Here is a 24,698-nt window from a genome sequence, read left to right on the forward strand (position 1 = left end):
CTAGCGTTCGGCCATGTCCGCACCCGGCCACCGGATCTATCGCGCCAGCTTCGCGAGCATCTATCCGCTCTACGTCGCCAAGGCCGAGCGGAAGGGCCGCACCAGGGCGGAGCTGGACGAGATCCTGCGCTGGCTCACCGGCTACGGCCAGGCCGGCCTCGAGGCGCAGATCGCGTCGAACTGCGACCTCGAGGCCTTCTTCGCCCAGGCGCCCCGGATGAACCCGGCGCGGACCGAGATCCGGGGCGTGGTCTGCGGCGTCCGGGTCGAAGCCATCGAAGAGCCGCTGATGCGTGAGATCCGCTACATGGACAAGCTCGTGGACGAGCTCGCCAAGGGGCGGGCGATGGCGAAGATCCTGCGAAGCCCGGTCGGGGCCTGAGGCGCCGCCCGGCGCGGAATTCGGCAGAACCGGTCTGCGAAATCGGGCAGTGCGGCGGAACGCGGGACCGGCCACCCTGGCGGCGGAAGAAAGGAGCCCGCCATGACCCTCGGCCTCAGCCTGATGACCCTCGGTTTCGCCGTCGTCATGGCGATCCCGCTGTTCGGCCCGATGCTGATCGCGGCGCTGTAGGGCGGCTCGCGCCGGCGGCCTGCAATTCCGTTTGCGGCCGCCGCAAACCAGAACGGGCTTCACGGCGGCGCGGGCGGACCGCTAAACGCTGCGCCATGACAGACGCGCAGCCTTCCGGCCCCCTGGCCGACCTCGTCGTGATCGAAATGGGGACGCTGATCGCGGGCCCCTTCTGCGGCCAGATCCTGGGCGACTTCGGCGCCGAGGTGATCAAGATCGAAGATCCCAAGACCGGCGACCCCATGCGCCAGTGGGGCCGCAGCCTGCCGAAGGGTCTCTCGCCCTGGTGGCCGGTCATCGGGCGCAACAAGAAGTCCGTGGGCCTCGACCTGCGCAAGCCCGAGGGCCAGGCGCTGGCCAAGGAGCTCATCGCCGGGGCGGACGTGGTGATCGAGAACTTCCGCCCGGGCGCCATGGAGAAGTGGGGCCTCTCGTACGAGGCGCTTTCGGCCGTCAATCCGCGGCTCATCATGGCCCGCATCTCGGGGTTCGGGCAGACCGGCCCCTATTCGCAGCGGGCCGGATACGGCCTGATCGGCGAGGCGATGGGCGGCCTGCGGCACGTGACCGGCGAACCGGATCGTCCGCCCGCCCGCGCCGGCATCTCGATCGGCGACAGCCTGGCGGCCATGCATGCGGTGATGGGGATCACCATGGCGCTGCATCACCGCGAGCGGTCCGGGAAGGGCCAGGTGATCGACGCGGCGCTCTACGAGAGCGTGCTGGGCGTGATGGAGAACCTGATCACCGAGTACGACATCACGGGCTACGTGCGCGAGCGCTCGGGCTCGATCCTCCCGGGGATCGCGCCGTCCAACGCCTATCCCTGCCGGAACGGCGAGATGATCCTGATCGGCGGCAACGGCGACAACGTCTATGCGCGCCTCACCGAGGCCATGGGCCGGCCCGACCTGAAGACCGATCCGAAGTTCGTCGACCACGCCAGCCGCGGCGTGAACCAGGCCGAGCTGGACGGCGTCATCGCCGCGTGGACCGCGACGTTCGATCTGCCGGCGCTGCTCGCGCTGCTGGAGGAGAAGGGCGTGCCGGCCAGCCGCGTCTACCGCGCCCCCGACATGCTGGAGGACCCGCAGTTCGCCGCGCGCGAGGCCGTGGTCACCGTGGACCATCCGGTCTTCGGGCCGGTGCGGATGCAGAACGCCTTCCCGAAGCTGTCGGCGACGCCGGGCCGGGTGCGCTGGCCGGGGCCGGCGCTGGGCCAGCACACGGACGAGGTCCTGGCCGCGCGCGCGGCGTGCTCGCCGCAGAAGCTGGCCGAACTGCGCGCCGCCGGCGTGATCTGACCGAGGGCGCGAGCCGGCCCGCGACCTTTGCCGCGGACCGATCGCCGAAGTCCGGGTCGCCTGCTTCCGGGCGAGGTCCCTTGGCCGCCGGTCCGGCCCCCGCGGTGTCCGCGAGCCTTCGTGGCGCGACGGATAGGCCCGGTGCGCGCCAAAGCAGAGGTGACGGGTTGTCCCAGCGCGCTCCCGCCGCGCGGCGTTCCGACGCAGGGGCCGGCTAGTCCTTGCCGAGGAGCTCCGCAACGGCGGCCGCCACCTGGGTGACGTCGTAGGGCTTGCGGATGACCGGCGCCTCGAAGCCGCCGGGCGCGCCGCCCACCTCGCCGTAGCCGGTGGCGAAGACGAACGGAACGCCGCGCTGGCGCAGCACCTCGGCCACCGGCGTCACCGAGCGGCCGTTGAGGTTGGCGTCGAGGACGGCGGCGTCGATCTGGCGGTCGAGCAGCGCCATCGCCTCCTCGAGCTCGTAGGCGGGCCCGACGACCTCCGCGCCCGCCTCGGACAGTCCGGTCTCCAGTTCGAGCGCCAGGAGCACGGCGTCCTCCACGATCAGCACCCGCGCGCCCTTCAGGCTGGCCGGGCCCCGCGAGGTCGGCACTGTTTCGGTGACGCGCTGGGACGGCGACTCAGGGACGACCTCCGGCCGCTCGGCCACCGCCTGCGGGCCGGCCTGCAGCCTGACCTTGACGCCGGCCGGGGGATACTCGACCGCCACATTCCCGTTGAGCTCGCGCCCGGTGACCTGCTCCAGCAGCGTGGATCCGAAGCCGCGGCGGGCGGGCGGCTGGACGGTCGGCCCCCCGGTCTCGGTCCAGGTCAGCTCGAACCCGCCCGCCCGCCGCTCCCGCCACGCCAGGTGGACGTGGCCGGTCTCGGTCGACAGCGCGCCGTACTTCACCGCATTGGTGGCCAGCTCGTGCAGCGCCAGGGAGAGCGCGTTCGCCGCCCGGGGCGTCAGGAAGAGCTCGGGACCGGCCCAGCTGGTCTGGCCGGGCGCGATCGCGCCCAGTTCGGCGGCCGCCAGGTGGTCGATGGCGGCGCCCCGCCAGCGGGCGGCCGTGAGCAGCTCGTTGGCGCTCGCCATGGCCTTGAGACGGCCGGAGAAGGTCGTGACGAAGGCGTCCAGCGAGGTCGTGCGCTTGGCGGTCTGCTGGGCCAGCGCCTGGACCGCCGCCAGGACGTTCTTCACGCGATGGTCCAGCTCGGCCATGAGCTGGAGGCGCTGGTCCTCCTCCAGCCGCCACTGGGTGACGTCCTCCACCACGCCGGTCACGCAGCGGATCCGGCCCTCCTCGCGGACGACCACGCCGGCCATGTGGAGCCAGATGATCCGCCCGTCGTCGGGCCGGATGAACCGGTAGCGGGAATCGAAGTGGTCGCCGGCCTGGAACGCCGCGTCGCGCGTGGCGCGGAAGGCCGCCAGGTCCTCCGGGTGGACATGGGGCTCGACGAAGATCCCGATGCGGCTCGCCTCGCTTTCACCGGCGGGCAGGCCGGTGATCGCGGCCATGCGCGGGCTCACCACGACGCGGCCGCCGGCGATGTCCCATTCGAACTCCCCGAGACCGGCGGCCTGGAGCGCGAGCTCGAGGCGCTCCCGATCGGCGCTGCGTGCCGCATCACGAGTCATCGCGCCAAGATAGGTAAATGTCGTCCACCGCTCCACCCAGAGGCGCAATCTTTCGCGTGCTCTGAACCTTTGCGAGCAGGCGCCTTTGCGGCGGGGGCCGGACGTCCTATGTTGCAGCGCAGCCAAGGCTCAGCTTCCGGAGACGAAACATGCCCCCCAAGGCCGGCCAACTGACGACCGACGAGGCCTCCGCGGCCGCCAACGACACCGCCGCCCGCATCAGCGCCGACGCCCAGAAGGCGATCGCCGACGCCGTGAAGCGGATCGAGGGCGCCGTCCAGCAGGGCCTGGAGCAGCTGCGGGCGCAGAGCCGCGTCTACGCCGACGTCGCCGGCGAGCAGCTCGACGAGGCGGCGCGCGCCGCCAGCGAGCAGATCCGCGCCCGGCCGCTGGCCGCCACGGGCGCCGCCCTGGGCGTCGGCGTGCTGATCGGCCTCCTGCTGGCGTCCGCCTCGCGGCGTTGAACAAGCTCTTCGAACTCCTGGACCTGCGGCGGGTGCTGGCGCTCGCCGCCGCCGTCTCCGCCGTGGCCGTCGCGGCCGGCGTGGTCGTCGTCGCCGCCGCCTATGGCGTGTTCGCCCTGGCGCGGATCTGGCTGATCCCGGCGGGCGCGGCGGCGGTCACCGCCGCCCTGTTCGCCGCCGTCGCCGTGACGGTCGCCTGGATCGCGGCGAGACCGGTGACGCCTCCCAAGCGCAAGGCCGTCGCCGCGGAGGACGAGCAGGCCGGCCTCGTGGACCGCGTGATCCTGCTGGCGCGCGAGCGGCCGCTCATCGCGCTGGGCGCCGCCGCGGCTGCGGCCGTGGTCCTGGTGCGAAATCCCGCGGTGGTCAGCGCCATCGTCACCGCCTTCATGGCGGGCGGGGCGACCCGGCCCGAGAAGTAGCCGCCGCGCGCGCCCGCGCCGCGAGGGAACGGCGCCGCTCCAGACACGTTGCCTCCGCCGCAGGCCCAAGATGGCCTGAGGAGGAGAAACGACATGCTCGGTTGGGCTCTGACCTTCCTGGTGGTCGCGCTCATCGCCGGCGTGCTGGGCTTCACTTCGGTGGCCGGCGCGGCGATGGGGATCGCCAAGATCCTGTTCTTCGTCTTCCTGGTCCTGTTCGTGGTCTCGCTGGTCCTGCACCTCGTGCGTGGACGCGGCGTCGGCCCGGGACCGCTCTAACGACGTCCTTGCGGCTTCCGGCCGGATCGCAGCCTGCGGTCCCGCCGGAAGGCGTGGGGTCTAGGACTGGGCGCGGCGGTCGAGCGCCCAGGTCCGGTAGGGCTCGTAGCGCGAACCCGTCCAGGCCAGCGCCGTCACCTTGATGCAGGCGCCTTCGACCTCGATCTCGTTGTACCCCGGCGGGACGCCACGTTCGCGGACCGACAGCGTGCCGGCCCCCACCGCATAGGTGCGGCCGTCGCCATGCGGGTAGGGCCAGGTGAAGGGCGCGTGGATGTGGCCCGACAGCACCAGGTCCACCCGGGCGCGGGCAAAGACCTCGGCCGCCCGCTCGCCGCCCCAGACCTTGGCCGTCATCGGCCCCCCGAGCATCTCGATCAGCGGATGGTGCACCACCACGATCCGCAGCGCGTCGCCCGGCGCGAACCAGTCCGCCGCCGCGCGCGCCTGGCGGACCGAGATCTGGCCCTTCGACCAGTTCAGCCGCGGCTGGGCGCCCCGCGCGGTGTTGAGGCCGCGAACCGCCACCCCATCGGCGCGCCAGCACTGCGCCTGGGCCGGCCCCACGTGCCGCTCGAACCGCGCGAAGGGCGTGAAGACCCGCTCGAGGGGCGCGAGGTAGGGGGCGTCGTGGTTGCCGGGGGTGACGAACTTCGGCTCGGGCAGCCCGCGCAGCCATGCGCCGGCCGCCTCGAACTCGGGGTGCTCGGCGAAGCGCGTGAGGTCGCCCGAGACGATGGTCAGGTCGAAGCCTCCGCCGCGGATCCGTTCGCCCGCCGCCTCGACGGCCGCGGGGTTCTCGCCGCCGAAGTGGATGTCCGACAGATGCGCGAAGCGGATCGTCTTCACCGCTCTTCCACGGGCAGGGCCAGGACCCGGCAGATCCGCGGGTCGAAGTAGACCTCGCTGGCGGGGGGCAGCATCGTGCTTTCGCCGTCGAGCAGGGCGGGGATCGCGTGCGCGCCCCAGATGCGCGCGCGGCGGCACGGCTGGTTCTCCACCGCCGGATCGACGCGCCAGTCGCGGACGATGGCGTTGATCCCCAGGCGCACGACCTCGCCCGCGCCGCGCGGGTTCAGCGCGGCCGCCTCGAGCGCGGGCGCCTCGTCGTTCATGATCTTGGACGCGATGGGACACATCAGCACGAGGGCCTCGGCCTTGGCCCGGGGGCCGCCGTCGATGCTGTAGCGCAGGCGGCCCGTGAACGCCCGCTGGAACGCCTTGCGGGCTTTCTGCACCGCCCCGGCGATGTCGCCCTCGCGCGCGGCCTCGCGGGCGGCCCCCAGCCGGGCGGGGGATCCGAGGATCGCGGCGCAGAGGAACCGGTGCCCGCCGATGCAGCCGCCGCCGATGTCGCGCTCGACGCCATCCTCCAGCAGTTCGCGCAGCGCCTCCTGCCAAGGCCGGCGCCCGTAGACGGCATGCGGCAGCATGTTCATCGTCCCGCCGGCCAGCGGCGCGATGAGGGGGCCGTCCGGTCCTGCGAGTTCGGCCGCCGCCCGCGCCGTGCCGTCGCCGGCCAGCACGATCAGGAGGTCCGGCCCGGTGTCGAGGCCCGCGCGCAGGCTGTCCACGAGGCCGCCCGGCTCAGGCAGTCGGATGTTCGGGGAAATTCCGGCCTCGCCGAGGATGCGCTCGAGCTCTTCGCGCGCGTCGGCTCCGACCCCGCCCGAGGCGAGGTTCGCCACCACCTCCACCTTGGCCAGGCGGGGACGGGTCGTGGTGTCTGGCAACGGCCCCCCTCGCCGGATCAGTTCGTGACGTCGCGCACGGCCTCGCCGGCGTTCGCGGCTGCGCCCTGCACGGCAGGGGCCGCCTGGTCGGCGGCGGTCGCGAGGTTCTGGTCGACCACCTGGCCGGCAGTGCCGAACGAACCGTTCACGGCGGCGAGCGCCATGACGATCAACCCGACCGCAGCGGCCACGATCAGGAAGGTCATGAGCACCGGATGGCGCCGGCGGGCGCGCCGTGCGTCGCGGCGGCCCATCTCGTAGGCCTGGCGGACGTCGCTGCGATTGTCGTCTCGATCGCTGTAGGAGGTCACGGCACGTCTCCCGGTCAAAGTGTTCCCGCGATGCAACGGCAGGCGTCGCCCTTGGTTCCGGAAAGGAACTGCGCCTTGGACGACGCGTTTGGGGCGCCAGGGACACCCCATAGGAGAGACATCGGCATGTTGAAGCCTGTTATCGCGATCGCCGGCGCCGGCCTTCTCGCCGCCGCCTGCACTACCACCGGCCATACGGAACGCAGCGCCGTCGGCGGCGCGGCCCTCGGGGCCCTCGGCGGCGCCGCCATCGGCGCCATCTCCGGCGACGTCGGCGTCGGCACCGGTGCGGCGGTCGGCGCCGCCGTCGGCGGCACGGTCGGCGCCGTCAAGGGCTGCAGGGACGAGGGCGGCTGCGGCGCGACCAACAACAACCGTCGCCAGTATTACGACGAGCGCGCCGGCCGCTATTACTACTACGACCCCGCGAGCGGGCGGTACTACTGGGAAAACGGCGCGCCCCGCTGAGGCGCGGCCGCAGGATGATCTGGAAACGGGCGGCCGGACTGATCCGGCCGCCCTTTCGCCATGAGCGGAGGGCGTCATGAAGACGGCGGCGACGATGGCCGGAATGCTGAGCCTGGCCGTGGTGGTCTCGGGTTGTCAGACGGTGCGGGACGCACGCGCCCGCCTGGTGCGCGAGCCGAAGGCGTGTCGCGACATGACCATCCCGGTCTACTTCGAACCCAACGTCGCGCAGCTGACCGTCGAAGGTCGCCGCGTGATCTCGGCCGCCGCGCGCCAGGCCAGGCCCTGCCGGGTCGAGGCGGTGCGCGTGCTGGGCCTGGCCGACGCCGCCGGATCCGCGGACGCGAACCTGGACCTCTCCCGCCGGCGCGCCGACGCGGTGGCCCGGGCGATCCTGGCGGCCGGGCTTCCCGCCGCGACCTTCGAGGTCGACGCGGCCGGGCAGGCGGGCGCGGTGGCCGCCGACGGCAGCGTAGCCCCCGTCCGCCGCCGCGCCGACATCACCCTGAAGCTGGGCGACCCCAGCTAAGCCGGGTCGATCCCCACCTCGCCGTCAGCTATCGTTCCGGCTTCGGCAGAGCCGAAGGCCGGGACCCATACGCGCCCGATGGCTGGGATCGCCCGCGGGCGCCGCCGCTCGGCCCGCAGTAACCACCCTGAGCCCGGCGCAAAGAAGAAGGGGCCGGCGGAAGCCGGCCCCAGTTTGCATCATCGAGAAAAGGGGTGCGGAGACGGCAGACTGGCAAGCTCGCCAGTCTCAAGTCGGGGGGGGCGTCGCCGCCTCCGCACGGTTAAGAACACACTCCGCGGAGAAGCGTTCCGCGCGTTCATCACTTTTTTGCCCGATTTGATTCCGGCCGCCCGAGCGCCCCTCCCGGCGGTGGAACACCGCCTTGACCGTCGCGTTTAGACCGCGCCGGACGAAGCCCTCCGGCGCCAGGAGCAGAGGCGGCCTCCCATGCGCAGTTCCTTCGTCGCCACCACCGGGCTGAAGCTGGTGCGGACGCCGAGCGCGCGCCGCCAGGCCGTCCGCCGGCGCATGGTCATCGCAGGCGCTGTCGCGGTCTTCGCGCTGGCGTCCGGAGCCATCGGCTACCTGACCGCGCCCCAGGGCGCCCCGGACGAAGCGGCCCGCACCGGACCGTTCAGCTACTTCCCGTCGGAGTAAGGAAACCCATCATGAGCCTTCCGTCACAAGAGTCCGACGACCACGCCCCGGTCACGAACGCCACGCGCGCCCGGCAGAGCCGCGGGGGGCGTCACATCTTCTGGGTGCTGGTGTTCGGCACTCTGCTGTCGGCCCTGGGCATGTTCGCCGCATGGACGTGGCGGACCGCCGAAGAACCGGTCCCCGTCGGCCAGGGCATGGAGCGCGTCGACGGCCGGACGACCACCGACACGCCGGCGCCGCCGCCGGCGGACCGCAGCTACCCGAACGGTCCCGCGCCCAACTGAGGCGATCGTCGCCGACCAACGAAAAGGGCGCCGCAGAGCTGCGGCGCCCTTCGCATTTCGGGGTCGGAGTCCGCGTCAGGCCGCCTGGCGGGACGCCTTGCGCGGGTGGAAGAACAGCGCCTGCCCGATCGCCGCCTTCACCGTTTCCGGCTGGAACGGCTTGGTGATCAGGAAGGTGGGCTCGGGCCGCTCGCCGGTGAGCAGGCGCTCGGGGAAGGCGGTGATGAAGATCACGGGCACGTCGAAGCGCTGCAGGATGTCCTTCACCGCGTCGATGCCCGAAGACCCGTCGGCCAGCTGGATGTCGGCCAGCACGAGCCCGGGGGTCTGGCGGGCCACGGCGTCGACCGCCTCGGTGCGCGTGGCGGCGATGTCGACCACCGTGTGGCCGAGCTCGGTCACCAGCGCCTCGATGTCGGCCGCGATCACCGGCTCGTCCTCGATGATCAGGACCTCGGTGGCCAGCTCGGCGTCGATCTCGGCCTGGGCGTCGGCGATCAGCCGCTCGACCTCGGGGAAATCGGCGCCCAGGATCTCCGCGGCCTCGCTGGGTGTGAAACCCTCGAGGGCGGTGAGCAGGAAGGCCTGCCGCGAGCGCGGCGCGATCCGCATCAGGCGGCGGGTGGCGTCGTCGACGGCCACGTCGTCTTCCGCGGGGGCCTCGAGCTGGGCGCCCGACGTGAGCCAGATCGCATGGAACACGTGATAGAGCGCGACGCGCGGGGTCATGTTGTCGGCGAGCGTCCGCTCACCGGCGGCGAGCGCCTCGAGCGCCACGCGGACGTAGTGGTCGCCGGTCGTCTGGTCGCCGGTAAGCGCACGCGCGTAGCGGCGCACGTACGGTAGATGCGGCGCCAGTCGGGCTAGAAGACTCAAAGGGGTACCCCTCCCGTTTTCGAAGTTCGAGCGTGGGCGCCGGACGCAGGCGAGCTTCCCTGGCCGGACCCCATCATGGGCGAAAACGTGAATACGTGGAACCGGTTCCCATCGGACGAGGTTTTCCGCATCTTGTTCTGCGAAGAGCGGGAACCCGTCGCGGGGGCAGGACGTTGAGCGGTCGCAAGACAGACGAGAGGGGGCGGGCTCCGCGCGAGCGGGTCGCCGACGAAATGATAGAACAACGTCCACTCCCCGAGCGCAGGAGGGCGGCCGCCGCCCTGGACGAAGCGCGCCTGCGCCAGCAGGCGATCGGCGTGCGCCTGCGCCAGATGTTCGACGAAGTGGTGAACGAGGCTGTTCCGGACGAGTTCCTGGAGATCCTCCGCCGCGCCGACGAGCGTGGATCGGGAAAGTCCTGATGGAACCCGCAACCGAACAGAAGGCGCGCCCGCCGCGCACGCCCGAGGACGACGCCGCCTTCAAGCGCGAACTCGTGCAGCTCATCCCGCACCTCCGGGCGTTCGCGCGCACGCTCTGCGGCGATCCGACCGCGGCCGACGACCTGGCGCAGGACGCCATGATGAAGGCGTGGGACGCCCGGGCCAGCTTCCAGATGGGCACGAACATGAAGGCCTGGACCTTCATGATCCTGCGCAACCAGTTCTATTCCGAGAAGCGCCGGTCCTGGCGGCAGAGCCAGCTGGACCAGGAGGCGGCCGAGCGGACCCTGGTGGCCGTGGACGACCCCGAGGCCCCGGTGGCCCTGGACGAACTGCGCCAGGGGCTGGCGATGCTGCCGGCCGAGCAGCGCGAGGCCCTGATCCTGGTGGGCGCGGGCGGCTTCGCCTACGAAGAGGCGGCCGAGATCTGCAACTGCGCGGTGGGCACGGTGAAGAGCCGGGTGAGCCGCGCGCGCCGGGCGCTCCACGCGATCCTCGAGCAGGGCGAGTACGACCGCGACGGAGCCTCCGCCGGCGACGCGATGCGTTCTATCCTGGCCGACGCGGAGCGGCTAAGCAGCGTCCGGTAAGGACGTCGCATGGCCCCGTGGAGTTCGCTGAGCACGATCCGGGTGCGTCTGATCGCGGCGCTCGCCGCGGCGTTGCTCCCGGTTCTCATCCTGGGCGCGCTGCAGTCCGCGATCGGCTTCCAGCGCGAAGGGCGCACGCTGCGCGAGAATCTGGGCTTCGCCGCCGAGCGCAGCGCCGCCACGGCGCGGGCGCGGCTGGAGAGCGCGGAAGTCCTGCTGCAGACGCTCGCCCCGGGCGCCGTGGGCTTCCAGTGCCAGGAACGCCTGGCGCAGGTGACCACGCGCATCCCGGGATACCTGAACCTCATCCGCTTCGACCGGCAGGGCCGCGTGGTGTGCGCCGCCGGCGGCGTGCCCGCCGACCCGCAGCGCGCCGGACGCGCCTGGTTCCGTGAGCTGGCGGGCGGCCGGAACGTCGCCTTCACGCAGGAGCCGGGCCTGCCGCTGGCGCGGGAGCCGGCCGTGCTGGCGGCGGCGCGGGCCACGACCGTGGACGGCGCCTTCGACGGCGCGTTCGCGGCGGTGATCTCGCTGGCCACCCTGCAGCCCCGGACCACCGACCCTTCCTTGCCGCGCGGCGCCGAGGTGGGCCTGGTGGAGAAGGACGGCCATTACATCAGCGTCACGGACGCCGGCGCCTTCCCGCAGCTGCCCGCGGACTGGCGCGCCAAGGTGGACGCCACCGGCACGCTCGTCTGGTACGGCCGCGACGGCCTGGGCCGCCGCAGGGTCTATTCCGCCGCCCCGGTGGTGGGCGACGAGGTCTATGTGGTGCTCTCGGCGCAGTCGCCCGGGCTGCTCTCGTGGGCGCGGCTGAACCCGCTTTCCGGCATCCTCTTCCCGCTGCTGACCTTCCTGTTCGCCCTCGTGGCCGTCTCAGCGGTCACGGGTCGGGTGGTGGTGCGCTGGATCGAGTACCTGCAGCGGATCGCGGCGCTCTACGCCCGTGGCCGCCTGTCGGTGCGCCCGGTGCAGGCCGAGCAGATGCCGCCCGAGATCCGCGAACTGGCCGAGACCCTGGAGGACATGGCCGACGCCATCGTCGGCCGCGACGCGTCCCTGCGCGACAGCCTGGCGCAGAAGGACGAGCTGATGCGCGAGATCCACCATCGGGTGAAGAACAACCTGCAGGTCATCTCGAGCCTGCTCAACATGCAGCAGCGCGCCCTCACCGATCCGGCGGCGCGGTCGGCCATGAGCGACACCCGCCAGCGGATCACCGCCCTGGCCCTGATCTACCGCGCCCTCTACCAGGGCCCGGACCTGAAGCGGGTCGACCTGCGCCCGTTCCTCGAAGAGCTCACGGCGCAGCTGGTGAACGGCGAGCTGGTCCACGGGCAGACGGTGCGCACCGAGCTGTCGGTCGACACCCTGGTCATCGATCCCGACCGCCTGGCGCCGCTGGCGCTATTCGCCGTCGAAGCCATCACCAATGCGCAGAAGCACGCCTTCGCCAACCGCGGCGGCGTGCTGAAGCTCGAGTTCACGGTGCGCGGCGAAGAGGCCGAGCTGGCCATATCGGACGACGGGGCGGCCACGGACGCGGCGCTGGCCACCTCGGGGGTCGGACGCACGCTGATGAACGCCTTCGCGCGGCAGCTCCGTGGCCGCGCCGAGCTGGCGCGTAATCCGGCGGGCGGCGTGACGGCGCGGCTGCTCTTCCCGACCCCGTCGGCGGACATCTCGGCGCCCGTCCGGGGGAACCAGGCCGCCGCCTGAAGCGTTGCCGCCGGGCCTACAGAATGACCCACCCCCCGGGAGACTGCCACATGCGCAAAGTGATCCTCATGGCCGTCATGGCCGCCAGCATGGCGACCGCCGCCTGCAACACCGTGGCCGGCGCCGGCCGCGACGTCGAGTCCGCCGGCGAGGCGGTGACGAGCACCGCGGAAGACGCCAAGAACTAGCCGAGCGAAATGCGAAGCTGACGGCCCCGCCCGGCCCTGCCGGCGGGGCCGTTTTGCGTCCGGGCCGGATCAGGCGGCCGTGCGGACCGCGTCGCCCGGAAGCGCGAACAGGCCCAGGCCGCCGCCCATGGGCGTGAGCTCGCCGCCGGCCTCCTCGCGCAATCCCAGCACCAGCCGCCCGCCCGGGGCGAGCGCCCGCTTGAGGCGGCCCACCACCGCGGCCTGCGCCTCGGGCGCGAGCTGGGTCAGCAGGTTGCGGCAGATCAGGACGTCGAACTGGCCGAAGCGGGCCAGGTCGTCCATCAGGTTCACGCGGCGCCACCGCACCATCTGGCGGATACGCGGCGACAAGGCGAAGGACTCGCCGGCCTTCTCGAAGTGCCGCACGAGCGTGCGCGCCGGCAGGCCCCGCTGCACCTCGAACTGGGAGAACAGCCCGGCCTGCGCCTTCTCGAGGCTCCGCTCCGAGAGATCCGAGGCGAACAGCTCCACCTGGCCCGCCAGCGTCGGGTCCTCGGCCACGAGCATGGCGAGGGAGTAGATCTCCTGTCCCGCCCCGCAGGCGGCGCTCCAGACCCGTACCGGCTGGCCCGCGCGGGCGCGCGCCAGGGCGGGAAGGACGTCGCGCGCCAGGGCGTCGAACACCTGGCGATCGCGGAAGAACTCGGTCTCGGGCAGCACCATGGCCTCGACCAGGCTCCAGGCCAAGCGGGCGTCGCCGTCCGCCCGCACGGCGGCGATGAACGCCTCGGGCGAGGCGAAGCCCTCGCGGCGCGCCACGGGGGCCACCCGGCTCTCGACGAGGTAGCCCTTCTCGGGGTCCACCCGCAGGCCCGCGCGCGCCCGGCAGAGCGCCGCGACGAAGTCGAGGTCGGCGACCGGGATCATGCCGCCAGCCCCAGGCTCGCCAGCTTGCCCGCCACGATGCCGCCGTCGAACGGCTTCATGATGTATTCGTCGGCCCCGGCCTCGAGGGCTTCGCGGATGCGCGCCAGGTCGGTCTCGCCCGAACAGAACACGACCTTCGGACGCTGGCCCCCGGGCTCGGCGCGCAGGCGCTTCAGGAACTCCATCCCGTCCATCGCGGGCATCACCCAGTCGAGCAGCACCACGTCGGGCATGACGGCGCTGCACCAGGCCATGGCCTCGACGCCGTCGGCCGCCTCGGCGACCTCGAAGCCCAGGTCCTCGAGGATGCGGCGCGACACCTTGCGGATCACGCGGCTGTCGTCGACGACAAGGCAGGTCTTCACGAGCGCGGGCTCCGGGTTCGGTCCGCTATCTCGCGCCTCGTTGGTTAACGCCGGGCTGACGCGCGCCGGGGAATTTCAGCGGCCCGTGGGCGCGCCAGCGGGGGCCGGCAGCCAGCGGCGCATCCAGTCCTCGACCTGGCGGTACCACTCCACCGAGTTCTGGGGCTTGAGCACCCAGTGGTTCTCGTCGGGGTAGTAGACGAGCTTCGAGGGCACGCCCTTTCGCTGGGCGGCCGTGAAGGCGGCCAGCCCCTGGCCCAGCGGCACGCGGAAGTCCCGCCCGCCATGGATCACAAGCATCGGGGTGCGCCACGCGCCGACGCGGTCCAGGGGGTTGAACCGGGCGTAGGCCTCGGGCTGCTCCCACGGAAGGCCGCTGGTCTGGTACTCGGAGAAGCCGGGGATGTCGGTGGTCAGCGCCATGCTGCGGGTGTCGAGGATGCCGGCGTGGTTCACCAGGCACTTCCAGGGCGCGTTCCAGACGCCGGCGATCCAGGCGACCATGTAGCCGCCGTAGCTCCCGCCCAGGGCGCAGGCGCGTTCGCCGTCGAGGTAGGCGTAGCGGGCCAGCGCGGCCGCCCAGCCCTTCTGCAGGTCCTCGAGCGGCCGGTCGCCCCAGTGGTTGACCACCGCATTGGCGAAGGCCTCGCCGTAGCCGGCGGACCCGTGGAAGTCGATCATCACCACCGCGAAGCCCATGCCGGCCCACACCTGCGGGTTCCAGCGGTAGCTCCAGGCGTCGCCGAAGCTGCCGTGCGGCCCGCCGTGGATCAGGAAGGCCACCGGATACTTCCGGCCGGGCTGGTGGCCGTGGGGCGGGACGACCCAGCCGTAGACCGTTCCGCCGTTCCAGCCGGCGAAGCTGAACTGCTCGGCCCGGCTGAGCTCGACGCCCCGCAGCGCCGCGCCGTTGTGGCCCGTGAGCGGCGTCTCGCCTGCAGAGCCGAGCTCGTACAGCTGCCCGGGGCGCGCGAGGTCGTCACGGACCACCACCAGCCGGTCGGCCGCCGCGGCGAAGGCGGTCACCGTGCCGTCGCGGGTCAGGGCCCGGGCCGTCCGCGCCGCCGGATCGATGGCGTAGAGCCGGGTGCGGCCCAGGTCGGGCATGGCGGCGTAGAGCGTGCGGCCGTCGCCGGACCAGCGGATCGCCTCGGCGGACCGGTCGAGCCCGGGGTTCGCCTCGCGGACGGCGCCGGTGGCCAGATCGCGCACCATCACCCGCGCATGGACGTCCCAGCGCCCGGCCTTGGCCTGGAGGAAGGCGAGCCGCTTCCCATCGGGCGAGAGGGTCGGCTTGGCGTAGGAGCCGGCGGGATCCAGCGGCAGGGCGCGGGGAGGGGCCGAACCGTCGAGCGGCGCCGAGAACAGCCGGTAGCGCTGGCTGTCGACGCCCCAGGCGCTGCCCGGCTCGAGCGCGGAGAAGATCACCTCGCGGCCCGTCACCGCATAGTCGGCGTCGTCGCCGAAGGGCCGGTCCGGAGCCTCGGCGTCGAAGTCCCTGAAGAGCCGGATCGGTTCCTGGGCGGCCACCCCGTCCCCGTCGAGGCGCAGGGCGAACAGCTGGGTCCGCTCTCCGGCGCGCCAGTCGTCCCAGATGACCGCGGGGAGGCTGTCGAAGGCGGCCGCGGAAACCTGGCCCGTCCGGCGCGCCTCGATCCGGGCCTTCGTACAGGCAAGCGTGTCGCAATCGGGGAACACGTTCAGCGCGGCGATGAGGGTGCGCCCGTCGGGGCTCAGACGATAGCTGGCGACGTTCACGGGCAGGTTGGTGATCTGGGTCGCGACCGCGCCGTCGGCATCGGTGCGCCAGACCTGCTGCACGCCGGTGCGGGCCGACAGGAAGTACAGGTGTCGACCGTCGGGCGACCAGCGGGGATGCGTGGCGATCTTGTCGGAGACGGCGAGCATGCGCGGCCCCAGGCCTGGGCTGCGCCGGTCGAGCATCCACACCGAGCCGGCGCCGCGGTTGTTGGCCCAGTCGGTGGAGCGCACCGAATAGGCGACATAGCGCCCGTCGGGCGACACCTGCGGGTCGCTGACGCGATCCAGCATGGCCAGGTCCCTGGCGGTCAGGGGCCGGGCCTCCGCCGCGAAGACGCAGGCCAGGGCGCAGGCGAGGCCCGCGGCGACAGAACGGAGACGCTGCAAGATGTGATCCCCCGGGGCCGACGGGCGGAGCCTAGGCCGGGAGGGTGGCGGCGAAAACCACCCGCTCCTCGCTCACGTCCGCGAAGACCCGGCCCCCCGCGTCGGCCACGAAGAGGTGGACGTAGTAGGCCTGGACCCAGTGGCCGTGCAGGCCTTCGCCCAGCGGCAGGCCCTGGAGGCCGGCGAGGACCTCGGGGCGCAGCCGGGCGCGGGCGCCGGTCGCCTCGATGGCGATCGCCACCGAGCTCGCTTCCTGGACCGCCTGCACCTTGGCCACGCCGCCTGTGGGAAGCGCGGCGCCCGCCATCTGGGCGAGGTTGAGCAGGGTGCGCGCCGCGGGCTTGTTCACCGCCGGCGTCTCCACGGCCCAGACCAGGTCGGCGCGCATGTGGTTGAACACGCCCGCGGCCAGCTTCTCGAGCTCGCGCGCGTCGAAGGTCTCGGCCGAGGCCGACGCGCCGAACGCCACGCGGCAGAAGGAGAGCAGGTCGGCCAGCTTCTTGGACGAGGAGACGATGAGGCCCATCGCCTCCTCGCGCATGTCCTGCGCCGACGGGTCTTCCAGCAGGTCGAGGCCCGAGGCGATGGCGCTCGCGGGACTGATGAAGTCGTGGCACATCCGCGCCGCCAGGTAGGCGGCGACTTCTGCGGTGCGGGCGGGGGCGGCGGTCGGCTCGGTCATGGAGACGAGTGTTGCCGCGATTTGCGCCTTGGGGAAACGCGCTCGCGCCTCTAAGACGTCGCGCCGACAGGCCAGACCCGAGGGCGAATTGAGCGACCAGAACGACTGCGGCGAATCCCTGGCCGAAATCTGCGAAGCCGCCGCGGCCCTGATCCTGCCGCTGTGGAAGTCGGGCGTCGAGGTTCTGACCAAGGCCGACGAGAGCCCTGTCACCGAGGCCGACCAGCGCGGCGAGAAGCTCATCCTGGAGCACCTGGCCCGGCGGTTCCCCGGCGTGCCGGTGATCTCGGAGGAGGACGCCAGCGAGTTCGGGACGCCGGACGCCATCGGGCCGCGCTTCTTCCTCGTCGACCCGCTCGACGGAACGAAGGCGTTCGTCCGCGGCGATCCGAACTTCACCGTGAACGTGGCGCTGGTGGTGGACGGCCGTGCGGTGGCGGGCGCGGTGACGGCTCCGCCCACGGGCGAGACCTGGTTCACGCAAGGCGGCGCGGCCATGAAGCGCGTCAACGGCGGCCCCGCCGTCCCGGTGCGCGTGCGTCCATGGCCCCAGGGCAAGGCGGTGGCCCTGGTCAGCCACACCATGAAGGAAGAGACCGCGGTGAAGCTGGCGAACGAGTACGGGTTCGACCTGCGCGAGCCGATGGATTCCTCGATCAAGTTCTGCCGCATCGCCGAGGGTTCGGCCGACGTGTACCCCCGTCATGGACCGACGATGGAGTGGGACATCGCGGCGGGGCATGCGGTGCTGGAGGCGGCCGGCGGCACGGTGCTCACGCCCGAGGGCCAGCCCGTGCGCTACGGCAAGGCCGGCGACGGCTTCCGCAACGGCTGGTTCGTGGCCCGCGGCGGCTGACGCCGGCGGTTATTCAGATGTGCTTGCCCGGGTTGGCGTCGAACGCCGGCGCCGTGGCCGCGGGCGCCTGCTGAACCGGCGCGACGACGGGCTCCTGCGACGGGCGGACCTGCGCCGCCAGGACCAGATAGCTCATGAAGCCGACCACGAACGCCACGCAGGCCAGCATGACGTAGGGCTTCAGGGCATCCATGGCGGTCTCTCTCGGCGCGGGGCTCACACCAGACCCAACGGGCAGATCGCGAAGCGGTTCTGGCGCCGCTCGACGCGGCGCGTGCTGCGGGCGCCGAGGCCCGCCATCTCCACATGCGCTCCGGGGAACCACGGCCTCCAGAGCTGTTCCGCGCATCGCGCCCGACGTCACCCGCCCGTTCCTCGCCTGAGGCGGCTCCAGCGGCCGCCGTCTTCGAAGACAGGTACGGATCGCGGCGGCCGGAGGCTTCAACCGGCGGGCGCGGCGAATCTGCAAATCATTCGCATTGCCAAACTCCGCCCGAGTTTTTAAGAACGCCTCGCAGTTGCAGTCCTTGAGGTCCTTCGTGAACGTCCATCGAACCGCCGCCGCCCTGGCGCCGCTGCTGCTGGCCCTGGCGGCCTCCGCGGCCCGCGCCGAGGAAGCGGCCGAGGCCGCCGAGGTCTCGGGCGTGACCGTCATCGCCCCGCGCGACGACGCCTATCGCGTCGAGCGGACCGCGACCGCGACGAAGACCGACACGGCGCTCCGCGACGTGCCGCAGGCCGTCACCGTGATCACCGACGAACTGATCCGCGACCAGGCCATGCGCGGCATCGCCGACGTCATCCGCTACGTCCCCGGCGTGACCATGGGCCAGGGCGAGGGCCATCGCGACGCGCCCACCCTGCGCGGCAACGCCTCGACGGCCGACTTCTTCATCGATGGCGTCCGCGACGACGTGCAGTACTTCCGCGACCTCTACAACGTCGAGCGCGTGGAGGTGCTGAAGGGGCCCAACGCCATGATCTTCGGCCGCGGCGGCGGCGGCGGCGTGATCAACCGCGTCACCAAGAAGGCGGACTGGTCGTCCGAGCGCGCGGTCACCGCAGAGCTTGGCTCGTGGGATCATCGCCGGCTGACGGCGGACCTGGCCGCGCCGTTCAGCGACGCGGCGTCGGCGCGGGTGATCGGGCTCTACGAGCGCTCGGAGAGCTTCCGCGACTTCGTGAACGTCGAGCGCTGGGGCGTGAACCCTTCGATCGCCTGGCGGAACGGCGCCGGCCTGACGGTGTCGCTGGCCTACGAGCACTTCGAGGACGACCGGACCACCGACCGGGGGATTCCCTCGTTCTCGGGTCGGCCCTCGCCCGCGGGCCGGGGCGACTTCTTCGGCGATCCCGAGCGCAGCTACGCCGTCACCAACGTCGACCTGGTGAACCTGGGCGTCCAGTACGAGGTGTCGGAGACCCTCACCCTGCGCAACCGCACGCTCTACGGCGACTACGACAAGTTCTACGGCAACGTCTTCCCGGGCGGGGCGGCCGTCCCGGGCGTCACCGGGGCCCCGGCGACCTACCCGCTGCAGGCCTATCAGAACGACAGCCCGCGCGAGAACCTCTTCACCCAGACCGACCTCGTCTGGAAGACGGAGCTGGGCGGGATGCGCCACACCGTGCTGGCCGGGGTCGAGCTCGGACGGCAGACCACCCGGAACCTGCGGCTCACGGGACATTTCAACACCGCCGCCGGCCCCACGACGCTCGCCGGCAACCCGTTCATCGACCCGACCCGGCGGGGTCTGCCCATCTTCTTCACCAACACCGGGAGCGACGCGAACAACCGGGTCAAGGCGCGGGTCGCGGCCGGCTACGTGCAGGATCAGATCGAGATCACCCCGCAGATCCAGCTGTTGGCCGGGCTGCGCTACGACAGCTTCGAGGTGGAGTTCTCCGACCGCCGCGCCGCGGTAACGGGCCGGCGTGAATTCGAGCGGCGCGACGACCTCTGGTCGCCCCGCCTGGGCCTGGTGTTCAAGCCCGCGGAGCCGGTCTCGCTCTACGCCAGCTACAGCGTCTCGTACCTGCCGAGCTCGGGGGACCAGTTCTCCTCCCTGACCGCCACCAGCGAGACCCTCGAGCCCGAAGAGTTCGAGAACCTCGAGGTCGGCCTGAAATGGTCGATCAACCCGGATGTCCTGTTCACCGCGGCCCTCTACCGGCTCGATCGCGAGAACACGACCGCGCCCGACCCGGCGCGTCCCGGCCAGGTGCTGCTGACCGGCGCCCAGCGCACCGAAGGCTTCGAGGCGGGCCTCTCGGGTCGCCTGACGCCGCGCTGGGAAGTCGCCGGCGGCTACGCCTGGCAGGACGCCGAGATCACGCGCACGACCGCCGCCGCGCCCGCGGGACGCAAGGTTCCGCTCGTCCCGGATCACACGTTCTCGCTGTGGAACCGGTACGACGTGACCGACCGCCTCGGCGTCGGCCTGGGCGTGGTCCACCAGTCGCGGATGTTCACGTCGATCTCCAACACCGTGACCCTGCCGGGATTCACGCGTGTGGACGCCGCCCTGTTCTTCGACGTCACCGACGAGTTGCGCGCGCAGGTGAACGTCGAGAACCTGCTCGACAAGCGCTACTTCCCCACCAGCCACGGCGACAACAACATCCTGCCGGGCGCGCCGCGGAACGTGCGGGTCTCGCTGACCGCGCGGTTCTGAGCTTTCCCGCCGGCGCGATCGGCGCGACTGTAGGCCCGCGACGACAAGAACGCGGGAGGACGGCGATGGCGGACGGGAGCCACGTGCACGAGGCGATCACCTACGAACGGCGCGGCCAGGTGGCCGTGCTCACCCTGAACAGCCCCGACCGGCTGAACGCCCTGTCCGCGCGCATGCGCGACGAGACCGCCGCCGTGCTCGCCGAGGCGCGCGCCGACGACGGGGTGCGCTGCCTGGTCCTGACCGGCGCGGGCCGCGGCTTCTGCGCCGGCGTCGACCTGACCGGCGCGGCGCTGATGCAGGAGGGCGCGGGCGAGACGCCGCCGCAGAACGAACGCATCGACGAGATGGGCTGGGTAGGCCGGTGGGCCACCATGTGGGCGACCTTCGACAAGCCGGTGATCGGCGCCATCAACGGCGTCGCGGCCGGCGCGGGGCTCTCGACGGCGCTCGCCTGCGATGTCCGGATCGGCTCCGAGCACGCGCGGTTCAAGAGCGTGTTCATCGAGCGCAACCTGTCCCCCGACAGCGGCCTGTCCTACTTCCTGCCCCGGGTGGTCGGCTACGCCGCGGCGGCCGACATGATCTTCACCAGCCGGGCCGTGGGCGCCGACGAGGCGCTTCGCCTGGGGCTGCTCAACCGGGTCGTCCCGGCGGCGGAACTGCTCGACGCCGCCGTCGCCTATGCCGGCGAGATGGCCCAGTGGCCGCCGCTGGCCCTGCGGGTGTCCAAGCGGGTGCTGCAGCAGAACCAGGACGCCGAGCTTTCCGACGCGCTGAAGTACGAGAGCTACGGCCTCAGCCTCGCGCGCCGCGCGCCCAACGACGCCCGGGAATCGCGCCAGGCGTTCCTGGAGAAGCGCAAAGGCGTCTACACGGGGACCTGAAAACCCGGTATCGCCGCTCCGACAAGGAGACCGCACATGCCTCTCGACGCCGGCGCCCCCCAGAAGACCTACCGCTGGGACGACCCCCTCGATCTTTCGTCGCGCCTTTCCGAGGACGAGCGGATGGTCTGGGAGGCCGCGCGCCAGTACGCCCGCGAGAAGCTGCTGCCCCGCGTGGTCTCGGCCTTCGCCGAAGAGCGGTTCGACCGCGAGATCATGACCGAGATGGGCGAGCTGGGCTTCCTGGGGCCGACGCTGCCCGAGGAGTACGGCTGCGCCGGCGTGAACCACGTGGCCTATGGCCTGATCGCCCGCGAGATCGAGGCGATCGACTCCGGCTACCGCTCGGCGATGAGCGTGCAGTCCTCGCTGGTGATGTACCCGATCTACGCCTTCGGCTCCGAGGAGCAGCGGCGGAAGTTCCTGCCCGGCATGGCCGCGGGCAAGATCGTCGGCTGCTTCGGCCTCACCGAACCTGACGGCGGCTCGGACCCCGCCTCGATGCGCACCAACGCGAAGAAGGTCGACGGCGGCTACGTGCTCAACGGCGCGAAGATGTGGATCACCAATTCGCCGATCAGCGACGTCTGCCTGGTGTGGGCCAAGCTGGATGGCAAGATTCGCGGGTTCCTCGTGGAGCGCGGATCGAAGGGCCTGGAGACCCCGAAGATCGAGGGGAAGCTGTCCCTGCGCTCGTCGGTGACCGGCGAGATCTCGCTGACCGACGTGTTCGTGCCCGAGGACATGATGCTGCCGGGCGTGGAAGGCCTGCGCGGGCCGTTCTCGTGCCTGAACAAGGCCCGCTACGGCATCGCCTGGGGCGCCATGGGCGCGGCCGAGTTCTGCCTGCACGCCGCGCGCGACTACACGTCCAGCCGCACCCTGTTCGGCCGCACCCTGGCCTCCCGCCAGCTGGTTCAGAAGAAGCTGGCCGACATGTCGACCGAGATCGCGCTGGGCTTCGAAGGCGCCCTGGCGCTCGGCCGGCTGATCGACGAGGGCGCCTGGGTCCCCGAGGCCATCTCGATGCTGAAGCGCAACAACTGCGGCAAGGCGCTGGCGATCGCGCGCGAGGCCCGCGACATGCACGGCGGCAACGGCATCTCGGGCGAGTACCACGTGATGCGCCACGCCATGAACCTCGAGACGGTGAACACCTACGAGGGCGCCCACGACGTCCATGCCCTGATCCTGGGGCGGGCGATCACCGGCGAGAGCGCCTTCTGAGGATCCGTGGCGAAGCGCCGTTCACCGAGCGGAGTGCGTCTCCACAACCTTAAATTTACACATGGGGGATAACGCTCCGCGCCGCAGGCCGTGAACCGACGGCCGCAGGGGGAAGCGGAATGGCCCGGACGCGCGCACAGGGCGCCGCCGACAAGGCCGAAATGGCGCGCTGGCTGTTCGACAACAGCCGCGACCTCATGCAGGTCTGTTCGCCCGAGGGCGTGCTGCTGCAGGTGAACAAGGCCTGGGTGCTGTTCACCGGCCTGAGCGAGGCCGAGCTGATCGGCCGGTCCGTCCTGGATTTCTGCCATCCCGACGACGTCGCCGGCATCCGCGCCCGCGCCCAGAAGGCTCATCCCGGGGACGTCAGCGAGGCCGAGGTGCGCCTGCGGGCCGCCGATGGCTCCTGGGTCTGGGTCGCCGCGCGCCGCCAGGTCATGGAGGACGGCTGCCACATCGGCAACATGCGCGACGTGACCGCCGAGCGCTCGTTCCGCGAGCAGGCCGAGGACGCGCGGCGCACGCGCAAGATGCTCGGCGCCTCCGCCGGCATCGGCATCTGGGAGTTCGATCCGCACACGCTGTCCATCTGGTGGTCCGACGAGCTCGCCGAACTGGTGGGTCTGGACCGCGAGGTGGTCTGGACCCCCGACCGCTTCTACGCCCTGGTCCATCCGAGCGACCGGGGACCCATGCAGGAGACCATGGGGCAGGCCGTCGCCACCGGCGAGCCGGTCAAGGTGGAGCATCGCATCTGGGCCCGCGACCGCTGGCTGACCATGCGGGTCACGGTGCGCACCGAGCCCACCGAGGCCGGCGCGTTCCGCCTGAAGGGCATCTCCGAGGACATCACCGAGCTCGCGGAGGCGCGCGACGCGGCGCGGCGCGGCGAGCAGCGGGCGCGCCGGGCGCGCCGCGAGGTGTCGGCGAACGCGGCGCGGCTGAACCTCGCGCTGGGCGCGGCCGAGGCCGGGGTCTACGAGATCGACCACGTCCGCAAGACGTTCTGGTGCTCGCCCGAGTTCGAGCGCATCACCGGCCAGAAGAACTCCAGCTACCAAGAGGCCACCGAGCTCCGCTATCCCGGCTTCCATCCCGACGACCTGCCGCACGTGCGCGCCTCGTTCCGCGCGCTGCACCGGGGCGACAAGCGCTCGGGCGAGAGCTTCGAGGCCCGGATCATCCGCCCCGATGGCAGCGAGCGCTGGGTGCGCGTCTTCCACCACCTGCTGGTGAACAAGAACGGCCGCTGGCTCAGGGCCGTCGGCCTGGTTCAGGACTGCGACGTGCTCAAGCGCCAGGAGCTGGCGCTGAAGGAGGCCCGGCAGGCGGCGGAGGCGGCCGCCGAGGCGAAGGCCGCCTTCCTCGCCAACATGAGCCATGAGATCCGGACGCCGCTGAACGGCGTCATGGGCGTGCTCCACCTGCTGAAGAGCGAGACCCTGTCGACGGACGGCCGCGCGCTCCTGGACGAGGCCCTCTCGTGCGGCCGGATGCTCTCGGAGCTGCTGAACGACGTGATCGACTTCTCGAAGATCGAGGCCGGGCGGCTGGAGCTGGCCTGCGAACCCGTGGACCCGGCCAGCCTCGTGCACGGGGTGGTGCGGCTGCTCGAGCCGCAGGCCCGCGCAAAGGGTCTCTCGATGATCGTCGACGCCGATCCGAAGCTCGGCTGGGTGCGCTCCGACCCCGTGCGGCTGCGGCAGGCGCTGTTCAACCTCGTGGGCAATGCGGTGAAGTTCACGGAAGCCGGCCGGGTGGTGGTGCGCTGCCGCCGTGCGGACGCCGGCGTCCTGCGCTTCGAGGTGGAGGACACCGGGGTCGGCATCCCGCTCGCCGCCCAGCCGCGCCTGTTCGAGCGCTTCAACCAGGCCGACGCCTCGACGACCCGGAAGTTCGGAGGCTCCGGACTGGGGCTCGCGATCACGAGGCGCCTTGCCGAGATGATGCACGGCCAGGTCGGGTTTACCTCCGCGGAGGGCGAGGGCTCCACGTTCTGGTTCGAGGTCCAGGCCGAGGCGGCCCAGGCCCAGGCGGCCGAGGCGGAGACGAGCGCGACCGTGCTGGGCGGCGTCCGCATCCTGGTGGTCGAGGACAACGCCACGAACCGCCTCATCGCCACGAAGCTGCTCGAGGGCCTGGGCGCGTCGGTCGACACCGCCGCGGACGGCTACGCCGGCGTGGACGCCGCGGCCCGGGGCGCCTTCGACGTCATCCTCATGGACATCCAGATGCCGGGGATCGACGGCGTCGAGGCGGCCCGCCGCATCCGCGCCCTGGGCGGCCGGGCGGCCCGGACGCCGATCGTGGCGCTGACCGCCAACGTGCTCGCGCACCAGCGCCAGATCTACCTCGACGCCGGCATGGACGGCGTGGTCGGCAAGCCGATCTCCCCGGGCGCGCTGGTCGCCGAGATCGCGGCCGTCGCGGCGGACTGGGCGCAGCAGCCCGCGGAGTCCGAGAGCGACGCCGCCTGACGCCTTTGCGCGGCGCGGGGCGCATGGTTGATTGCGCCCG

The 24,698-nt window shown here is 72.0% G+C and carries 28 protein-coding genes; 18 read left to right on the plus strand and 10 right to left on the minus strand.

From position 1 onward, the window contains the following. The first annotated feature begins 13 nt into the window (after positions 1-13). Positions 14-382 carry a DUF2200 domain-containing protein gene (locus JNK30_RS09530; RefSeq protein WP_293481978.1) on the plus strand — a complete coding sequence of 123 codons (369 nt, stop codon included), beginning with the start codon at positions 14-16 and terminating at the stop codon, positions 380-382. Positions 383-669: 287 nt separating this feature from the next. Continuing rightward, positions 670-1,878 carry a CoA transferase gene (locus JNK30_RS09535; RefSeq protein ID WP_293481980.1) on the plus strand — a complete coding sequence of 403 codons (1,209 nt, stop codon included), beginning with the start codon at positions 670-672 and terminating at the stop codon, positions 1,876-1,878. Between the two features lie 214 nt (positions 1,879-2,092). Here JNK30_RS09535 and JNK30_RS09540 read toward each other — a convergent pair whose 3' ends face one another. After that, positions 2,093-3,505 carry an HWE histidine kinase domain-containing protein gene (locus tag JNK30_RS09540; protein WP_293481982.1) on the minus strand — a complete coding sequence of 471 codons (1,413 nt, stop codon included), beginning with the start codon at positions 3,503-3,505 and terminating at the stop codon, positions 2,093-2,095. 149 nt (positions 3,506-3,654) lie between these two features. Here JNK30_RS09540 and JNK30_RS09545 point away from each other — a divergent pair, with 149 nt between their 5' ends. The 3 genes from JNK30_RS09545 (at position 3,655) to JNK30_RS09555 (ending at position 4,670) form a co-directional block, all read left to right on the plus strand. After that, positions 3,655-3,969, plus strand: coding sequence for a hypothetical protein (locus JNK30_RS09545; protein WP_293481984.1), 315 nt, complete (start codon positions 3,655-3,657; stop codon positions 3,967-3,969). Beyond that, positions 3,966-4,391 carry a hypothetical protein gene (locus tag JNK30_RS09550; protein ID WP_293481986.1) on the plus strand — a complete coding sequence of 142 codons (426 nt, stop codon included), beginning with the start codon at positions 3,966-3,968 and terminating at the stop codon, positions 4,389-4,391. Before JNK30_RS09545 ends, JNK30_RS09550 begins: the two co-directional genes overlap by 4 nt. A gap of 93 nt (positions 4,392-4,484) precedes the next feature. After that, positions 4,485-4,670 carry a DUF1328 domain-containing protein gene (locus tag JNK30_RS09555; RefSeq protein ID WP_293481988.1) on the plus strand — a complete coding sequence of 62 codons (186 nt, stop codon included), beginning with the start codon at positions 4,485-4,487 and terminating at the stop codon, positions 4,668-4,670. 60 nt (positions 4,671-4,730) lie between these two features. Here JNK30_RS09555 and JNK30_RS09560 read toward each other — a convergent pair whose 3' ends face one another. The 3 genes from JNK30_RS09560 to JNK30_RS09570 are packed head-to-tail and all read right to left on the minus strand — an operon-like array spanning position 4,731 to position 6,714. Next, positions 4,731-5,519, minus strand: a complete 789-nt coding sequence (locus tag JNK30_RS09560) for a metallophosphoesterase (protein ID WP_367118740.1) — start codon at positions 5,517-5,519, stop codon at positions 4,731-4,733. Continuing rightward, entirely contained in the window at positions 5,516-6,403 is an 888-nt protein-coding gene (locus JNK30_RS09565) for a diacylglycerol kinase family protein (protein ID WP_293481990.1), read from the minus strand. Before JNK30_RS09565 ends, JNK30_RS09560 begins: the two co-directional genes overlap by 4 nt. 17 nt (positions 6,404-6,420) lie before the next feature. Further along, a complete protein-coding gene (locus JNK30_RS09570; RefSeq protein WP_293481992.1) occupies positions 6,421-6,714 on the minus strand; it encodes a hypothetical protein in 294 nt (97 codons plus the stop codon). A gap of 126 nt (positions 6,715-6,840) precedes the next feature. On the opposite strand from JNK30_RS09570, the gene JNK30_RS09575 reads away from it, so the two are divergent. The 4 genes from JNK30_RS09575 to JNK30_RS09590 all read left to right on the plus strand — a co-directional run bounded on the left by JNK30_RS09575 (position 6,841) and on the right by JNK30_RS09590 (position 8,637). Next, on the plus strand, positions 6,841-7,182 hold the full coding sequence (locus JNK30_RS09575) for a YMGG-like glycine zipper-containing protein (protein ID WP_293481994.1): 342 nt from the start codon (positions 6,841-6,843) through the stop codon (positions 7,180-7,182). 76 nt (positions 7,183-7,258) lie between these two features. Beyond that, a complete protein-coding gene (locus JNK30_RS09580; RefSeq protein WP_293481996.1) occupies positions 7,259-7,711 on the plus strand; it encodes an OmpA family protein in 453 nt (150 codons plus the stop codon). Between the two features lie 429 nt (positions 7,712-8,140). Continuing rightward, a complete protein-coding gene (locus JNK30_RS09585; RefSeq protein WP_293481998.1) occupies positions 8,141-8,350 on the plus strand; it encodes a hypothetical protein in 210 nt (69 codons plus the stop codon). Between the two features lie 11 nt (positions 8,351-8,361). Then, positions 8,362-8,637, plus strand: coding sequence for a hypothetical protein (locus JNK30_RS09590; RefSeq protein ID WP_293482000.1), 276 nt, complete (start codon positions 8,362-8,364; stop codon positions 8,635-8,637). A 75-nt stretch (positions 8,638-8,712) separates the two neighbouring features. On the opposite strand, the gene JNK30_RS09595 is transcribed toward JNK30_RS09590, so the two are convergent. Continuing rightward, complete coding sequence (locus JNK30_RS09595) at positions 8,713-9,513, minus strand: response regulator (protein ID WP_293482002.1); 801 nt, start codon at positions 9,511-9,513, stop codon at positions 8,713-8,715. A gap of 233 nt (positions 9,514-9,746) precedes the next feature. Between JNK30_RS09595 and JNK30_RS09600 the strand changes: the two genes are divergently transcribed. The 4 genes from JNK30_RS09600 to JNK30_RS09615 are packed head-to-tail and all read left to right on the plus strand — an operon-like array spanning position 9,747 to position 12,453. Beyond that, the gene (locus JNK30_RS09600; protein ID WP_293482057.1) at positions 9,747-9,935 is read left to right on the plus strand and encodes a NepR family anti-sigma factor; all 189 of its coding nucleotides are present in this window, start codon (positions 9,747-9,749) and stop codon (positions 9,933-9,935) included. After that, on the plus strand, positions 9,935-10,546 hold the full coding sequence (locus JNK30_RS09605; RefSeq protein WP_293482004.1) for a sigma-70 family RNA polymerase sigma factor: 612 nt from the start codon (positions 9,935-9,937) through the stop codon (positions 10,544-10,546). Before JNK30_RS09600 ends, JNK30_RS09605 begins: the two co-directional genes overlap by 1 nt. 9 nt (positions 10,547-10,555) lie before the next feature. After that, positions 10,556-12,265 carry a sensor histidine kinase gene (locus JNK30_RS09610; RefSeq protein ID WP_293482006.1) on the plus strand — a complete coding sequence of 570 codons (1,710 nt, stop codon included), beginning with the start codon at positions 10,556-10,558 and terminating at the stop codon, positions 12,263-12,265. Between the two features lie 50 nt (positions 12,266-12,315). Then, complete coding sequence (locus JNK30_RS09615) at positions 12,316-12,453, plus strand: entericidin A/B family lipoprotein (RefSeq protein ID WP_293482008.1); 138 nt, start codon at positions 12,316-12,318, stop codon at positions 12,451-12,453. A gap of 69 nt (positions 12,454-12,522) precedes the next feature. Here the strand turns inward: JNK30_RS09615 and JNK30_RS09620 are convergent, their stop codons facing one another. The 4 genes from JNK30_RS09620 to chpT form a co-directional block, all read right to left on the minus strand. Further along, positions 12,523-13,341 carry a protein-glutamate O-methyltransferase CheR gene (locus tag JNK30_RS09620; RefSeq protein ID WP_293482010.1) on the minus strand — a complete coding sequence of 273 codons (819 nt, stop codon included), beginning with the start codon at positions 13,339-13,341 and terminating at the stop codon, positions 12,523-12,525. Further along, positions 13,338-13,706, minus strand: a complete 369-nt coding sequence (locus JNK30_RS09625) for a response regulator (protein WP_293482012.1) — start codon at positions 13,704-13,706, stop codon at positions 13,338-13,340. Before JNK30_RS09625 ends, JNK30_RS09620 begins: the two co-directional genes overlap by 4 nt. Positions 13,707-13,781: 75 nt before the next feature. After that, positions 13,782-15,854: a S9 family peptidase gene (locus JNK30_RS09630; RefSeq protein ID WP_293482014.1), complete on the minus strand. Its 2,073-nt coding sequence runs from the start codon at positions 15,852-15,854 to the stop codon at positions 13,782-13,784. A gap of 31 nt (positions 15,855-15,885) precedes the next feature. Further along, positions 15,886-16,536, minus strand: a complete 651-nt coding sequence (chpT, locus tag JNK30_RS09635) for a histidine phosphotransferase ChpT (protein ID WP_293482016.1) — start codon at positions 16,534-16,536, stop codon at positions 15,886-15,888. Positions 16,537-16,624: 88 nt separating this feature from the next. Between chpT and cysQ the strand changes: the two genes are divergently transcribed. Continuing rightward, on the plus strand, positions 16,625-17,392 hold the full coding sequence (gene cysQ, locus JNK30_RS09640; protein WP_293482018.1) for a 3'(2'),5'-bisphosphate nucleotidase CysQ: 768 nt from the start codon (positions 16,625-16,627) through the stop codon (positions 17,390-17,392). A gap of 13 nt (positions 17,393-17,405) precedes the next feature. Here cysQ and JNK30_RS09645 read toward each other — a convergent pair whose 3' ends face one another. Next, entirely contained in the window at positions 17,406-17,585 is a 180-nt protein-coding gene (locus tag JNK30_RS09645; RefSeq protein ID WP_293482020.1) for a hypothetical protein, read from the minus strand. A 346-nt stretch (positions 17,586-17,931) separates the two neighbouring features. Between JNK30_RS09645 and JNK30_RS09650 the strand changes: the two genes are divergently transcribed. From JNK30_RS09650 to JNK30_RS09665, 4 genes are all read left to right on the plus strand, one after another. Further along, complete coding sequence (locus JNK30_RS09650) at positions 17,932-20,067, plus strand: TonB-dependent siderophore receptor (protein WP_293482022.1); 2,136 nt, start codon at positions 17,932-17,934, stop codon at positions 20,065-20,067. A gap of 65 nt (positions 20,068-20,132) precedes the next feature. Then, complete coding sequence (locus JNK30_RS09655) at positions 20,133-20,954, plus strand: enoyl-CoA hydratase-related protein (protein ID WP_293482023.1); 822 nt, start codon at positions 20,133-20,135, stop codon at positions 20,952-20,954. Positions 20,955-20,990: 36 nt separating this feature from the next. Next, complete coding sequence (locus JNK30_RS09660) at positions 20,991-22,181, plus strand: acyl-CoA dehydrogenase (protein WP_293482024.1); 1,191 nt, start codon at positions 20,991-20,993, stop codon at positions 22,179-22,181. A gap of 119 nt (positions 22,182-22,300) precedes the next feature. Further along, a complete protein-coding gene (locus JNK30_RS09665) occupies positions 22,301-24,658 on the plus strand; it encodes a PAS domain-containing protein (RefSeq protein ID WP_293482025.1) in 2,358 nt (785 codons plus the stop codon). Positions 24,659-24,698 lie beyond the last annotated feature (40 nt).

Origin of the sequence: Phenylobacterium sp., assembly GCF_016793225.1 — a bacterium.
In the GTDB taxonomy this organism is placed as follows: domain Bacteria; phylum Pseudomonadota; class Alphaproteobacteria; order Caulobacterales; family Caulobacteraceae; genus Phenylobacterium.